This is a genomic window from Dietzia aerolata, from assembly GCF_014144865.1.
GTDB lineage: Bacteria > Actinomycetota > Actinomycetes > Mycobacteriales > Mycobacteriaceae > Dietzia > Dietzia aerolata.
On the sequence record NZ_JAALDM010000002.1, the window covers coordinates 1 to 14316 of the forward strand.

At 67.6% G+C, this 14316-nt stretch carries 11 protein-coding genes, 4 tRNA genes and 1 pseudogene; 13 read left to right on the forward strand and 3 right to left on the reverse strand.

Features of this window, described 5'->3' with window-relative positions; genetic code table 11:
* The 5 genes from mshD to pstB all read left to right on the forward strand — a co-directional run.
* A partial coding sequence (gene mshD / locus G6016_RS00020) for a mycothiol synthase (RefSeq protein ID WP_182630673.1) occupies nt 1-819 on the forward strand: 819 nt, incomplete at its 5' end.
* 249 nt (nt 820-1068) lie between these two features.
* Nucleotides 1069-2178 (forward strand): phosphate ABC transporter substrate-binding protein PstS, encoded by a 1110-nt coding sequence (gene pstS / locus G6016_RS00025; RefSeq protein ID WP_182630674.1) that lies wholly within the window; start codon nt 1069-1071, stop codon nt 2176-2178.
* 128 nt (nt 2179-2306) lie between these two features.
* Nucleotides 2307-3359: a phosphate ABC transporter permease subunit PstC gene (gene pstC / locus G6016_RS00030; RefSeq protein WP_182630675.1), complete on the forward strand. Its 1053-nt coding sequence runs from the start codon at nt 2307-2309 to the stop codon at nt 3357-3359.
* The gene (gene pstA / locus G6016_RS00035) at nt 3359-4273 is read left to right on the forward strand and encodes a phosphate ABC transporter permease PstA (protein ID WP_182630676.1); all 915 of its coding nucleotides are present in this window, start codon (nt 3359-3361) and stop codon (nt 4271-4273) included. Before pstC ends, pstA begins: the two co-directional genes overlap by 1 nt.
* A gap of 11 nt (nt 4274-4284) precedes the next feature.
* On the forward strand, nt 4285-5061 hold the full coding sequence (pstB, locus tag G6016_RS00040) for a phosphate ABC transporter ATP-binding protein PstB (RefSeq protein WP_182630677.1): 777 nt from the start codon (nt 4285-4287) through the stop codon (nt 5059-5061).
* 470 nt (nt 5062-5531) lie between these two features.
* Here pstB and phoU read toward each other — a convergent pair.
* Both phoU and dusB read right to left on the reverse strand, forming a co-directional pair.
* Nucleotides 5532-6194: pseudogene (gene phoU, locus G6016_RS00045) on the reverse strand (phosphate signaling complex protein PhoU); the annotation flags it as partial.
* A gap of 79 nt (nt 6195-6273) precedes the next feature.
* Nucleotides 6274-7452, reverse strand: coding sequence for a tRNA dihydrouridine synthase DusB (gene dusB / locus G6016_RS00050; RefSeq protein ID WP_182630679.1), 1179 nt, complete (start codon nt 7450-7452; stop codon nt 6274-6276).
* Nucleotides 7453-7574: 122 nt separating this feature from the next.
* Between dusB and G6016_RS00055 the strand changes: the two genes are divergently transcribed.
* Nucleotides 7575-7733, forward strand: coding sequence for a hypothetical protein (locus G6016_RS00055; protein ID WP_182630680.1), 159 nt, complete (start codon nt 7575-7577; stop codon nt 7731-7733).
* A complete protein-coding gene (locus G6016_RS00060) occupies nt 7730-8653 on the forward strand; it encodes a hypothetical protein (protein ID WP_206682272.1) in 924 nt (307 codons plus the stop codon). The genes G6016_RS00055 and G6016_RS00060 overlap by 4 nt, the downstream gene beginning before the upstream one ends.
* A gap of 158 nt (nt 8654-8811) precedes the next feature.
* Here G6016_RS00060 and G6016_RS00065 read toward each other — a convergent pair.
* A tRNA-Lys gene (locus G6016_RS00065) sits at nt 8812-8887 on the reverse strand.
* A gap of 102 nt (nt 8888-8989) precedes the next feature.
* Here G6016_RS00065 and G6016_RS00070 point away from each other — a divergent pair.
* From G6016_RS00070 to G6016_RS00095, 6 genes are all read left to right on the forward strand, one after another.
* A tRNA-Glu gene (locus tag G6016_RS00070) sits at nt 8990-9062 on the forward strand.
* Nucleotides 9063-9317: 255 nt separating this feature from the next.
* A tRNA-Asp gene (locus G6016_RS00075) sits at nt 9318-9394 on the forward strand.
* Between the two features lie 47 nt (nt 9395-9441).
* Nucleotides 9442-9515 (forward strand) — tRNA-Phe (locus tag G6016_RS00080).
* A 150-nt stretch (nt 9516-9665) separates the two neighbouring features.
* The gene (locus tag G6016_RS00085) at nt 9666-12929 is read left to right on the forward strand and encodes an arabinosyltransferase domain-containing protein (RefSeq protein ID WP_182630682.1); all 3264 of its coding nucleotides are present in this window, start codon (nt 9666-9668) and stop codon (nt 12927-12929) included.
* Between the two features lie 133 nt (nt 12930-13062).
* Nucleotides 13063-13848, forward strand: a complete 786-nt coding sequence (locus tag G6016_RS00090) for an enoyl-CoA hydratase (RefSeq protein ID WP_182630683.1) — start codon at nt 13063-13065, stop codon at nt 13846-13848.
* A partial coding sequence (locus tag G6016_RS00095; RefSeq protein WP_338403454.1) for a CobW family GTP-binding protein occupies nt 13836-14316 on the forward strand: 481 nt, incomplete at its 3' end. The genes G6016_RS00090 and G6016_RS00095, both read left to right, overlap by 13 nt.

Below are 14316 nucleotides of genomic sequence, written 5' to 3' on the forward strand. Positions count from 1 at the left end.
GCCGGCGCCGGCGCGGGCGTGGACGACCTGGGGGAGGACGGCTCCGGCGGCCAGCTCATCGGGTACGCGCAGATCGACGGCACCGGCCGCGACGCCACCGCCGAACTCGTGGTCCACCCCGATCACCGGCGGCAGGGGATCGGGGCCGGTCTCGTGCGCGCGGTCATCGAGCGCGAGCCCGCCGTCTCGATCTGGGCCCACGGCGCCCTGCCCGCGGCCACGGAGCTTGCCGAGAAGCTCGGGCTCATCCGCAATCGGGAACTGCTCAAGATGCGTCGTCGCGGTGCCTACGGCCCGGCACTGCCGGAGCGCACGCCGGTGGCGGGCATCGAGCTCGGCACGCTCGCCGAGGCGGCCTCCGAGGGGGGTACGCGGTGGCCGGGCCTGGATGCTCGCGCCGAGTTCCTGCGCGTCAACAACGCGGCCTTCCACTGGCACCCGGAGCAGGGCGGATGGAGCCGCGACATGCTCGACGACCGGCTGGCCGTGGACTGGGTCGACACGGGCGCGGTGTTCCTCGCCGTCGACACCTCGGGTGACCGCGGGCCGCGGCTGGCCGGATTCCACTGGACCAAGACCGTGGCCGAGTCCGGCGAGCCCGTCGAGGGCGAGGTGTACGTGGTGGCGGTCGACCCCGCGGATCAGGGGCGCGGACTGGGTGGCGTGCTCACCGGAATCGGCGTCGAGCATCTGGAGGGAACGGCCGATGCCGAGTCCGTGGTCCTCTACGTCGAGGGCGACAACCACCCGGCCATCCGGACCTACGAAAAGCTCGGATTCGTCGTCGAACACGTTGATGTGACCTATACCTCCCGTTGATTTTTGCTGAGAGCACGACGGGTTTTTCTCAGGGAAACCCCAGGTGGGGGTAGTCCTGTCGGATCGGCTGGGGTTAGGTGAACGGCCTCCATGCTGGCAGTTCATCTCAAGTTCACCTTTCCTCGCGGGACTGTTCACGTCTGAGCCTTAGGTTCTGACTCCGTCGGGGCGTTCGCCCGGCCCGAACACGCGACGCAGTCGCCAAGCGATAGCCCGGTGGGAATCCGCCGGACGAACCAAGGAGAATCTGTGGACTTCAAGCGCACCGGCGCCCTTCTCGGGCTTGCCACCATCACGACCATCGGTCTCGCGGCCTGCTCTGACAACAACGCCGGCGGCGACGACACGGCCGCCCAGGCCGTCTCCGGTGCCGAGTGCGGTGGCAAGGAGAGCCTCAACGCGTCCGGCGCCTCGTCGCAGAACAACGCGATGACGATCTTCGCCAACTCGTACGCCATGAGCTGTGATGGCCACACCCTCGACTACAACTCCAACGGCTCCGGCGCCGGCGTCAAGGAGTTCATCGGCGGCCAGACCGACTTCGGTGGCTCCGACTCCCCGCTCAAGGACGCCGAGTACGCCGAGGCCGAGGTTCGCTGTGAGAGCCCCGCCTGGAACCTCCCGGCCGTCTTCGGTCCCATCGCGATCGCCTACAACCTCGACGGTGTCGAGGTTGCCCTCTCCGGTGAGACCCTCGCCTCCATCTTCAAGGGCGACATCACCAACTGGAACGCCCCCGAGATCGCCGCCGAGAACGAGGGCGTCGAGCTTCCGGACCAGGAGATCACCGTGATCTTCCGTTCGGACGAGTCGGGCACCACCGACAACTTCCAGAAGTACCTTGAGGCCGCCGGTGGCGACGCCTGGGGCCTCGAGGCCGGCAAGACCTTCAACGGTGGCGTCGGTGAGGGCGCGAAGGGCAACGAGGGCGTCTCCGCCGCCGTCGCCCAGACCCCCGGCACCATCACCTACACCGAGTGGTCCTACGCCAAGAGCCAGAACCTCGGCATGGTCAAGGTCATCACCCCGGCCGACGAGGCGGGCGTCGAGCTCAACGCCGAGACCGCCGGCACCACCATTGACTCGGCCAAGCTCAAGAACTCGGACTCGCACGACCTGGTTATCGACACCTCGTCGTTCTACGTCCCCGAGACGGCGGGCGCGTACCCGGTCATCATGCCGACCTACGAGATCGTCTGCTCGAAGTACCCGGACGCCGAGACCGCTGAGGCCGTCAAGTCCTTCCTGAACGTCGCCGTTGCCGAGGACGTCCAGGGCGAGCTCGAGGCCGAGGGCTACATCCCGGTCCCCGACGCCTTCCGTGGCAAGCTGCTCGACGCGATCGACGCCATCTCCTGATCACCTGATCAGTGGTCGTCGGGCCCGCCCCGCATGCGTGGCGGGCCCGACGTCGGATCAGATTCACTGCCTGATCCACGGCTCCACCCCCCGAATTACCGCTTTTCTCCCGAGCGACTGAAGGTCTCATGACAGTTCACGAATCCGTCGACCGCGACGCCGACAAGAACGCGGCCACAACTGGCGCGACCTCCTCCGGCTCTGGTCCCGCACAGGACTCGGACGCAGCAGGTGGCGCCTCCCTCCTGGATGCCAAGTCCTCCCAGCAGAAGGACGCGATCTTCCGCGGCGTGACCGTCGCCGCGGGTGCTGTCATCGTGGCACTCATCGGGATGATCGGAATCGTCCTGGTGGCCCAGTCTGTTCCGTCGGTGATGGCGGACCAGATCAACTTCTTCACCTCCTCCGAGTGGAACACCACCGACCCGGAGAACCTGCGCTTCGGCATCCTCGACCTGCTCAAGGTCACGGTGCTGAGCTCGATCTTCGCCCTGCTGCTCGCAGTGCCGGTCGCCATCGGAATCGCGACCTTCCTCGTGCAGTACGCGCCGGCGAAACTGTCCCGGGCGCTGTCCGCGGTCATCGACCTGCTGGCCGCCGTGCCCTCGATCATCTACGGCATGTGGGGCCTGATCGTCCTCGGCCCGTGGATGGTGCCGTTCGCCGAGTGGCTCAACAGCAACCTCGGCTGGATCTTCCTCTTCAGCGAGGGCAACGTCTCCATCGCCGGTGGCGGCACGATCTTCACCGCCGGTGTCGTGCTCGCGATCATGATCCTGCCGATCATCACCTCGATGTCGCGCGAGACCATTCGCCAGACTCCCGCCCTGCACCAGGAGGCCGCCCTCGCACTGGGCGCCACCAAGTGGGAGAAGATCCGCATGACCTGCTTCCCGTACGCCAAGTCCGGCATGATCGCGGGCTCGATGCTCGCGCTCGGCCGCGCCCTCGGCGAGACGGTGGCGGTGCTCATCATCCTGCGTGCGGCCAGCTCGCCCAGCACGCTGTCGCTGTTCGACGGCGGCTTCACCTTCGCCTCGAAGATCGCCTCCGGTAGCGCCGAGTTCAACAACCCGATGTCGACCGGTGCATACATCGCCGCTGGCCTGGTGCTCTTCATCCTCACCTTCATCGTCAACCTCATCGCACGCTCGGTGTCCGGTGGAAAGGTCAACGGCTGATGTCTACTTCGACTCCTGACCTCACGAAGCCGGCCAAGCCGGCAGACACCTTCCTGCCGATCTCCGGCAGCCGGAAGGCCAAGGACAAGGTCGCCACCGGCATCTTCTGGTTCTGCTTCGTCCTCGCGGTCATCCCGCTGGTGGCGCTGCTGTACAAGGTGATCGCCTCGGGCTTCCCCGCGATCATCAACCCGACGTGGTGGACCAACTCGTTCTTCCTCGTCTCCCCGTCCTCCATGGCCGGCGGTGTGGGCCACGCGATCTACGGCTCGCTCGTCCAGGCGCTCATCGCGGCAGTCATCTCGATTCCGCTCGGCATCGCCGCCGGCATCATGCTGGTGGAGTACCCCGAGTCCAAGCTCGCCAAGCCCACGACCTTCATGGTCGACGTCCTCGCCGGCGTCCCCTCGGTCGTCGCGGCGATCTTCATCTTCGGCGTGTGGGTGACGTTCCTCCAGTTCAGCCTCAGCGCCTTCGCGGTGAGCCTCGCCCTGGTGCTGCTCATGCTGCCGCTGATCGTGCGCTCCACCGAGGAGATGCTCAAGCTGGTCCCGGACGAGCTGCGTGAGGCGTCCTACGCGCTCGGTGTGCCCCGGTGGAAAACCATCGTCAGCGTCGTGATCCCCACCGCGCTGTCCGGCATGATCTCCGGAATCTTCCTGGCGCTCGCCCGCATCATGGGTGAGACCGCCCCGGTGCTGATCCTCGTGGGCTACACCGCGAGCTTCAACTACAACCTGCTCGAGGGCAACATGGCGTCGCTGCCGCTGCTCATCTACAACCAGCTCTCGAACCCGAACGAAGCCGGCCAATACCGCATCTGGGGCGCCGCGCTCACCCTCGTCATCATCATCGCGCTGGCGAACGTTCTCGCCACGTTCGCAGCACGGGCGCTCGCGCCCAAGACCAAGTAAGGACCACCACAATGGCAAAGCGACTCGACCTTGAGAACGTCGACATCTTCTACGGCGACTTCCACGCCGTGAAGGACGTCAACCTCCATGTGCCGCCGCGCTCGGTGACCGCCTTCATCGGTCCCTCCGGCTGTGGCAAGTCCACCGTGCTGCGCTCGCTCAACCGCATGCACGAGGAGATCCCCGGTGCATACGCCACCGGCTCCATCAAGCTCGACGGTGTGGACATCTACGACAAGCGGGTCGACCCGGTTGCCGTCCGCCGCACCATCGGCATGGTGTTCCAGCGCCCCAACCCGTTCCCCACGATGTCCATCAAGGAGAACGTCGTTGCCGGCCTGAGGCTCCAGGGCATCAAGAACAAGAAGAAGCTCGACGAGGTGGCCGAGAAGTCGCTGCGCGGCGCCAACCTCTGGGACGAGGTCAAGGACCGCCTTGACAAGCCGGGCGGCGGCCTCTCCGGTGGTCAGCAGCAGCGTCTGTGCATCGCCCGCGCGATCGCGATCGAGCCGCAGGTGCTCCTCATGGACGAGCCCTGCTCCGCGCTCGACCCGATCTCGACGCTCGCGGTGGAGGACCTCATCGCTGAGCTCAAGAGCGAGTTCACCATCGTGATCGTCACGCACAACATGCAGCAGGCCGCGCGTGTGTCCGATCAGACGGCCTTCTTCTCCCTTGAGGCGACCGGCATGCCCGGCCAGCTGGTCGAGGTCAACCCGACCGAGAAGATCTTCTCCAACCCGGACAACAAGCAGACCGAGGACTACGTCTCCGGCCGCTTCGGCTGATCGACCCCAGCGTCGACGCGGCACCCTTTCTCAGAGAACCGCCCCGCACCGGACCGGCCCGACAGGCCGGACGCGGGGCGGTTTTCTCGTGCCTGGGTGGCTGAGCCGGTGTGGCCGTGGAGTGGGCTGAGCCGGTGGGGCCGTGGAGTGGGCACAAAAAGACCGCCCCGACTCTGGTTCGGTGGCCAGGAAGCGGGGCGGTTCAGGGTGCGTGAGCGGAAAGCCCGTGTGAGGGGTCAGCCTGCGGGGTTGGGGGAGGCGGGGTCAGTGCCGGTGTCGTCGTCGTCCCCACCAGAACCGTCACCACCTGCGGAGGTTTCACCGCCGGCAGCCCCGGCGTCACCGCCGGTGAGTTTTCCGTTCGCCGACAAGCTCCCTCCGGACTCCAAGCGGCGGGCGCGGCGCTCCTGGAAGTTCTTGTCCGTCTCGGTGAAGCGGCGCACCAACTCTGAGTTGGGGACCGCCAGATGTTCCGGATCGTCCTCACGGATAGTGGGGTACTCACCCGTGGCCAGGAAGATCACGCGCTGCGCGACCTCGACCGCATGGTCGGCGAAACGCTCGTAGTAACGGGCCAGCAGGGTGACATCCACCGCCGCCGCCACTCCGTACTTCCACTCCCGCACGGTCAGCAGCGTGAACAGGTGGCGGCGGAGGTCATCCACCGCATCGTCCTGCTCGGCCAGCGTGGCCGCCTGGTCCGCATCCCGGTTGAGCAGCACCTCCGTGGCCGCACGGCCCAACGACACCGCGACGCGGCCCATCTCGGCGAAGTACCCGTTCACCGGCTCGGGCAGGACAGCCTCCGGGTGGCGGCGACGCACGATCTTCGCGACATGGCTGCCCAGTGTGCCCATGCGGACGAGGTCCTGGACCAGCTGGATGGACGTGACGACCTGACGCAGATCGCGGGCGACCGGTGCCTGCAGGGCCAGCAGCGCGAAGCCGCGCTCCTCGTTCTCCGACGCCAACTGTGTGATCTCCGAATTGGACTCGAGGACCTTCTCGGCGGACGGCAGATCAGCCTGGAGCAGCGCGTGGGTGGCCAACTCCATGTTGTCCGTCGCCAACGAGCACATGCCAGCCATCGAGGTGGCGAGGTCCGCAAGTTCTTCGGAGTAAACTAGACGCATTCTGCCAGCATACCTGCATGTCAACCGCACGTTCCGGAGCGGCTGTGAACGTGCGGTTAATATCTGGGATGCTGGGGTATCAGCCGCCCGAGTTCTGGGCGTCGGCGCCCTCGAGCGCCACCGCGTCGTCCTCCGGATCGTCCAACCAGCCCTCCGGGAGCAGCACCTTGCCGGGGGAGCCCTGACGGCCGCGCGGACCGTAACCGTCGGCCGGGAACGGTTCGTCCGCAGGCAGCTCCGAGAGCATCTCCGCGAAATCGTCGAGCGTCCGGACGCCAGACAGTGCCACGCGCCGGTCGGAGCCCGCCGGGAAGCCCCGCAGGTACCAGGCGACGTGCTTGCGGATGTCGCGCATCCCCTTGTCCTCGCCGTGATGCTGCGCCAGGAGCTCGCCGTGGCGGTACATGATGCGCGAGACTTCGCCGAGGGTCGGCGGGGTCGGTGCCTCGCGGCCGGCCAGGCGGGCCGCGAGCTCGGAGAACAGCCACGGTCGGCCCAGGCAGCCACGTCCGATGACGACTCCGGCGCACCCGGTCTGCTCGACCATCCGCACCGCATCATCGGCGGAGAAGATGTCGCCGTTGCCCAGGACGGGCACATCCGAGATGGCGCCGACGTGCTCGACGAGGCGGGAGATCTGCGACCAATCGGCCTCGCCCGAATAACGCTGCGAGGCGGTGCGGGCGTGCAAGGCGACCGCCTGGGCGCCCTCCTCCACGGCGATCCGCCCGGCGTCGAGATGGGTGTGGTGCTCGTCGTCGATCCCCACCCGCATCTTCACCGTGACCGGGATGTCCGTGCCCTCGGTCGCGCGGACCGCGGCCGCCACGATCGAGCGGAACAGTCGACGCTTGTAGGGGATCGCCGACCCGCCGCCGCGACGCGTGACCTTGGGGACCGGGCAACCGAAATTGATGTCGATATGGTCCGCGAGATCCTCGTCCACGATCATCTTGGCGGCCTGGTACGTGTACTCGGCATCCACCGTGTACAGCTGCAGACTCCGCGGCGACTCCTCGGGAGCGAACGAGGCCATGTGCAGGGTCGCCGGCTGGCGCTCCACCAGGGCACGGGCCGTGACCATCTCGCAGACATACAGACCCGACACCGTGCCCTGCTGCTCCATCTCCAACTCGCGGCACAGCGTGCGGAACGCGACGTTGGTGACCCCGGCCATCGGCGCGAGGACGACCGGCGAGGCGAGCTCGTACGGGCCGATGCGCAGGGCGGGGGCAGCAGGTGCAGTGGGAGCGGACATGACAAAAGTGTCCCAGCGATCGGCGGGCACGTCCAAAATGACGTTGTGGCCGATGGGGGAGTGGGGCCTCGAGTGGTATGAGGTTGGATCTACTTATCCGCCTGCGGACTCGGATCGAGGCCGTGGACCGCGAACGGGATGCGCTGATGCGTGAGCGCGATCGGCTCATCCTCAAGGCGATCGACGAGGGGTACGCCGTCGTCGACATCGTCGAAGCTGCGGGAGTCACAAGAGCCCGCGTCTATCAGATCAAAAACGAACACTCACCCAGGAAGGCATGACCATGAAGAAGACACTGACCGCTCTCGCGGCGACCGCGCTGCTAGTCCTCGGGGGGTGCTCTGCCGGCTCGGACGAGCCGGACGCCCCAGAGCTTGCGGCACCAACAACCTCCGAGACCGTGGAGGTAACCGAGCACGAGATCAAGGTGGGGGAGACGTTCACTATGACGAGCCCCCACTACGTGGCCAACGTGACCGTGACGGACGTCTTCCTGCCTGCCAGCTGCGGGGAAGTCCCGTACTCCGACGGAGCTGTCTACCCGACGCGGATCGGGATCGCGATGGACATCGAAGTCGAGTCCGGCAACGGTGAGGGATTCATCCCCAACGGTGTCGACGAGCGGACCAAGGACGGGTACCTCAAGGACAATCGTGGACTCGCTGCGGTGACGTGTGGCGACTATGAAGAGCTGTCGGCCACCAACGTCCGCACCGGGGACAAGTACCAAGGTGTCCAGTGGCTCCAAGACGATGTCGCCCCGGACTCGGAGATCATCATCGAGCCGCACGTGTCCGCTCAGGAGCCGGACGTGACGGACATCTACGTCCTCGACCTGTCCCAGTTCGATCTCACGGGGGAGCCTGAGCCGGCCCCGGAGCCGACTACGGAGGCCCCTGCGGCTCCCGCTGCCACCCAGGCACCCGCTGCCGCTGCTGCCCCGACGTTCTCGTACTGCTACCTCGCAGATGGGACGGCGATGATGTCGGACGGGACGACGACGTACATGGACACCTGCAACGAGTCAGCGGGTGGCCCGCCCCGGTTGGCTGATGGGCGCTCGATCTACGAGCTCGACACGCCCCCGGTTAGAGCTCCCGAGGTCGAAGCCGAGAAGCAAGCCGGCCATGACTGGTGGGCAGAGTGCATAGCGGTGAACACGCCGGAATACTGCCGAGCCAACGATCCGTGGCAGAACTGAGCTGGTAGGCGACCGGAGACCCCCACTGTCCCGAGAGGGTGGTGGGGGTGCTTCGTGTGTGCCGAACTTTTACGAGAAAGTTCCGCCAGAGGGGTAGCCTGTCTCCACCTCGACCGGATGGGTCGGGGTGGGAAGGAACGCTCAGATGGAGTTATCGGTGGTGCCCCCAGCCGGGCTCGAACCGGCGACCTGCGGATTAAAAGTCCGTAGCTCTACCAACTGAGCTATAGGGGCATCGAACACGATACCGGTCGCTTCCCGGGGTGGTTTAGTCGCCCGGCGGTTGGTGCCCTAGACTAAAGCGCGCTGCGGACCGGCGACCCCGGACGTGGCGGCGCCCCCTTCGTTTAGCGGCCTAGGACACCGGCCTTTCACGCCGGCAGCGCGGGTTCGAATCCCGTAGGGGGTACGCGAATTGAAGGTCCCGGTCACCACAGTCGTGGTGGCCGGGACTTTCTGCTTTGCGGGGCCGGGACAGGTGCCGGGACAGGTGCTGAGGAAGGTGCCGGGGCGGGTGGTCGGTGGTGCGGTGTTCGCTGAGTGGGGTCGGGCGGAAGAAAATGAGTGCGACCTGCGCTGATGTCGGGTGCGGGGGTCCGATTTGCGTTATCTGCATCGCGTCTACTAATGTTCTTTCTCGTGCGAAGAGCACAGCACGAAGCAAGGCCCTGTGGCGCAGTTGGTTAGCGCGCCGCCCTGTCACGGCGGAGGTCGCGGGTTCGAGTCCCGTCAGGGTCGCCAGAGACAACCGGCGCATTCGGTTCAACCGGATGCGCCGGTTGTCTTAGGGCCAGGTAGCTCAGTTGGTACGAGCGTCCGCCTGAAAAGCGGAAGGTCGCCGGTTCGATCCCGGCCCTGGCCACACCATCACGACGCGTCGGAGGAATTCCCTCCGGCGCGTTCGTCATTTCCGGTGCAGGGCACACGGGGATGCGGCTGGATGCGTGCGCGGGGGCGCGGTGCGGCGGCACGGGTTCCGAGAATGTCGGAGGCTCGTTATAGCGTGGTGGCCATGCCATCGACTGCCAGCGAGGTCCGCGACGCTCCGGACAAGCCTACGAACGGGCCCCGTTGGGGAGTTATTGCGGCGGTCAGCGGACTCATCGGAATCCTGCTGGCCATCGTCGTGCCGCTGCTGCCCGTCACGCAGACCACCTCGACCATCAGCTGGCCTGAGAACGGGACGGTCGACCCGGTCACCGCGCCACTGGTGGCGTATTATCCGCTGGACATCACTGTTGACGTGCCCTGCACCGCGGTGCAGGAGCTGCGCGACCAGGGGCGCGAAGACGGGGTGCTCGTCTCCACCGCGCCGCGCCAGGCGGGGGAGGAGGCCGGGGCGCGCGCACTCATGGTCTCGGTCGCCGGCCCGAACGTCGAGGTGCGCAGTCGCAATGCGCTCATCGCGTCCGCGCCCACCGACGCCGTGGCCACGCCCGGTGCATGCTCGACAATCCACATCGTGGCCGACTCCGGCTCGATCGGCGCCGAGTTCCTGGGACTCGACGTCGACGGTCAGGGTGTCGGCGGTCGGATCGAGGACGACCTTCGACCCCAGGTCGTGGGCGTGTTCTCCGACCTGCAGGGCGCGGCGCCGGACGGGCTGGCCGTCGACATCACCGTCGACTCGCGCTACACGACCCAGGCGACGCTGATCAAGCAGATCGCGATCGTGGTGGGCATCCTTGCCATCCTCGTCTCGCTGGTGGCGCTGCACCGGCTCGACCTGCGCGACGGCCGGGCCGGGCGCCGCATCCTGCCGCAGGGGTGGTGGAAGCCGCGACCGCTGGACCTGCTGGTCGTGGCGATTCTGCTCATCTGGCACATCATCGGCGCCAACACCGCGGACGACGGCTACATCCTCACCGAGGCCCGGGCCGCGGTCTCCAGTGGCTACATGCCCGAGGTGTTCCGCTATTACGGAGCGCCGTATGCCCCGTTCGGGATGCCGTACTACCTCTATACGGCGATAAGTTCGTTCACGCTCGGCAGTGTCTGGCTTCGCTTGCCGGCGCTGCTCCTGGGTATCGCCTCGTGGATGCTGCTCTCCCGTGAGGTCATCCCGCGCCTGGGGATTGCGGCCCGCCGTGCCCCGGCCGTCCGGTGGAGCACGGCCGCGGTGTTCCTCGCTTTCTGGCTCACCTACAACAACGGCCTGCGCCCCGAGCCGATCATCGCCTTCGGCGTGCTGGCGACGTGGGTGTCGATGGAGCGGGCCCTGGCGACGGGCCGGCTGTTGCCGGCGGCGGTCGGCTTCATCATCGGCGGGCTCACGCTCTCGGCGGCGCCGACGGGCACCTTCTGCATCGCCGTGATCATCGCGGCGTCGCGGCCGCTGCTGCTGCTCATCATCAGGCGTGCCAAGCGTGACGGGTGGGTGCCCACCATCGCGCCGCTGCTGGCGGCGGGCCTGGGCATTCTGCACCTGATCTTCCTCGACCAGCCGCTGGTCACCACGCTGCAGTCGTCGGCACTGCTCGGCGAGGTCGGCCCCAGTGGCAGTTGGTACGAGGAGGTGTGGCGCTACGAGTGGCTCATGAACCCGACGCCCGACGGCTCGCTGGCCCGCCGTTTCGGAGTGCTGGCGATGTTCCTGTCGCTCATCACCTGCGCCGCCATCCTGTTCCGCAAGGGCCGGATCCCCGGCGTCTCGGTGGGGCCGGCGCGCCGCATCGTGGGGATGGCCGCCATCTCGATCGCGTTCATGGCGCTCAACCCCACCAAGTGGACCCACCACTTCGGAGCGTTCGCCACCATCGGCGCCGCACTCGCCGCGCTGGTGACCATGGCGGTCCTGCCGGCCGCGACGCGCTCACTGCGCAACCGGATGATGTTCCTGGCCGCCGTGTTCTTCATCCTGGCGCTGAGCTTCACCTCCACCAACGGCTGGTGGTACATCTCGATCTACGGCATCCCGTGGGGCGGCGCCCAGCCGTCGATCGCGGGCATCACCCTGTCCACCGTGTTCCTGGTGCTGATGGGGCTGTCATTGCTCGCCGCGCTGATCCTCCACTACCGCGAGCCGTTCATGCGGCGCAACGAGGATGGCGGACCGGGTGGCGCCGGCCGCGGCAGCGACCGCGACCGCGGGCCGGTGGTGAGCTTGGTCCGTAACCTCACCGAGGCGCCGCTGGGATTGGCGGCTGCCCTCGTCGTCGTCGTGATCGTGGCGTCCATGGCCGCCGCGGTGCGCAACCAGTACCCCGCCTACTCGGTGGGCCTGCAGAACCTCAACGCGCTGGCCGGCAAACCGTGCGGCATCGCGGACGCGGTCCTGGCCGAGCCCGACGCCAACGCCGGCCTGCTCGAGCCCGTCGGCGACCCGCGGGACCAACTCGAGGCCGGCGGCGAGGCCGTCCAGTTCACCCCGGACGGCATCTCCACCGACCTCACCGCGACGCAGGCCGCCGACACCGACACCCCCGGCACCGGCGAGGGCTCCGACACCACGTCGACCACCGCCGGAACCGAGGGCGGCGTCCGCAACGCCGAGGGCATCAACGGCAGCCACGCCGTCCTGCCGTTCGGCCTGGACCCGTCGCGGGTGCCCGTGCTCGGCAGCCACCAGGGCGGTGCGCAGTTCAACGCCGAGACCATCACTGACTGGTATCCGCTGCCCGAACGCTCGGACGAGAACCCGCTCATCACCGTCGCGGTGGCCGGCGAGTTCCACCGCGACGCGCTGGTCGTGGAATACGCGGTCGGCGGTGAGCCGTTCGAGGTCGCCGGAGTGGTGGTGCCCGAGGACATCGGCCCCGCGCCGGCCTGGCGGAACCTGCGCGTGCCCATGGACTCGCTGCCCGCCGACGCCAGCGCGATCCGGCTCGTCGTGCGCGACCACGACCCGGACCCGGAGCGGTGGATCGCGTTTACCCCGCCGCGCATGCCGGAGCTGGTGACGATGCAGGAGCTCGTCGGTGACACCCGGCCGGTGCTGCCGGACTGGGCCGTCGCGTTCCACGTGCCATGCCTGCGGCCGTTCGACGAGTTCGCCGGCATCCACGAGCTGCCCGAGTACCGCGTCCTGCCCGACCGCGGCCTGGCCGTGAGCTCCACCAACACCTGGCAGGACTGGTCCGGCGGCGGCCCGCTCGGGTTCATCGAACTGCTGCAGGAGGGCGAGACCGTGCCCACCTACCTGTCGCACGACTGGGACCGGGACTGGGGCTCGCTCGTGCGGTACTCGCCGATCGTGCCCGAGGCGACGCCCGCCACCGTCGATCACGGTGAGGTCGTACGCTCGGGGCTGTGGAACGGGGGACCTCTGGCACGGTGAGGGTGAACCCGGAACCGCCGACGCGGGGACCGGCTACCATCGCAGGCAGAGCTTTTTACAAGGACTTCCAAGTAATCTCGGGAGTCACGTAGCAGCAGACCGTCAACGCAGACTGGAAACGGGAGACACGCGCATGTCCGTCACGGAGAAGCAGTTCGAGAACATCCTCGTCGAGCAGAAGGACCGCGTCGCGGTCATCACCCTCAACCGCCCCAAGGCGCTCAACGCGCTGAGCAGCGACATGGAGAAAGAGGTCGTCGAGGCCGTCGAGGGTCTGGACTCGAACCCGGACGTCGGCTGCATCGTCATCACCGGCTCGGAGAAGGCCTTCGCGGCCGGCGCCGACATCAAGGAGATGAAGGACAAGGAATACCCCGGCATCTACCTCGAGCGGTTCTTCGGCGACTGGAAGCGCCTGACGAACGCGCGCACCCCGATCGTCGCGGCCGTGTCCGGCTTCGCGCTCGGCGGCGGCTGCGAGCTCGCCATGATGTGCGACATGATCATCGCCGGCGACAACGCCAAGTTCGGCCAGCCCGAGATCACCCTCGGCGTCATCCCCGGCATGGGCGGCTCGCAGCGCCTCACCCGCGCCGTCGGCAAGGCCAAGGCCATGGACCTGTGCCTGACCGGCCGCCAGATGGACGCCGACGAGGCCGAGCGCTCCGGCCTCGTCGCCCGCGTCGTGCCCGCCGCCGAACTGCTGGACGAGACCATGAAGGTCGCCGGCAAGATCGCCTCCATGAGCAAGACCACCGCGATCGCCGCCAAGCAGGCCGTCAATAGGTCGTTCGAGACCACACTCGAGGAGGGCCTGCTCGCCGAGCAGAACGCCTTCTACGCGCTGTTCGCCACCGAGGATCAGACCGAGGGCATGTCGGCGTTCGCCGAGAAGCGCAAGCCGGAGTGGAAGCGCTGAGTCAGCTGAACCAGCAGCACACCGGGGCAGGGGCCGGCCGCGACGCGGGCGAGCCCCTGCCCGTGTTGGTCCTGACCGGCTACCTCGGCGCCGGCAAGACGACCCTGCTCAACCACCTGCTCAGCGGCGCGCCGGGCCTGAAGATCGCGGCGATCGTCAACGACTTCGGCGACATCAACGTCGACGCCGGCCAGGTCGCCGGGCAGGTGGACTCCATGGTGTCGATGGCCAACGGCTGCGTCTGCTGCGAGGTCGACGCTAGCGAACTCACCGACGCCCTCGGAAAGCTCGCCGACCCCGAACTCGGCATGGACCTCGCCGTGATCGAGGCCAGCGGACTCGCCGAACCGGCGACCCTGTCGCGGATGGTGCACGACGTCCCCCGGGACATCGCCCATCACGCCGGCCTCATCCAGGTCGTCGACGCCGAAGGTTTCACAGACGCCCTCGAACGTCACCCCCGCGTGG

Excerpts from the sequence above, each read along its gene's own strand:
- pstC (WP_182630675.1), top strand. The coding sequence starts at position 2,307 with ATGACAGTTCACGAATCCGTCGACCGCGACGCCGACAAGAACGCGGCC.
- pstA (WP_182630676.1), top strand. The coding sequence starts at position 3,359 with ATGTCTACTTCGACTCCTGACCTCACGAAGCCGGCCAAGCCGGCAGAC.
- pstB (WP_182630677.1), top strand. The coding sequence starts at position 4,285 with ATGGCAAAGCGACTCGACCTTGAGAACGTCGACATCTTCTACGGCGAC.
- dusB (WP_182630679.1), bottom strand. The coding sequence starts at position 7,452 with ATGTCCGCTCCCACTGCACCTGCTGCCCCCGCCCTGCGCATCGGCCCG.
- G6016_RS00060 (WP_206682272.1), top strand. The coding sequence starts at position 7,730 with ATGACCATGAAGAAGACACTGACCGCTCTCGCGGCGACCGCGCTGCTA.
- G6016_RS00085 (WP_182630682.1), top strand. The coding sequence starts at position 9,666 with ATGCCATCGACTGCCAGCGAGGTCCGCGACGCTCCGGACAAGCCTACG.
- G6016_RS00090 (WP_182630683.1), top strand. The coding sequence starts at position 13,063 with ATGTCCGTCACGGAGAAGCAGTTCGAGAACATCCTCGTCGAGCAGAAG.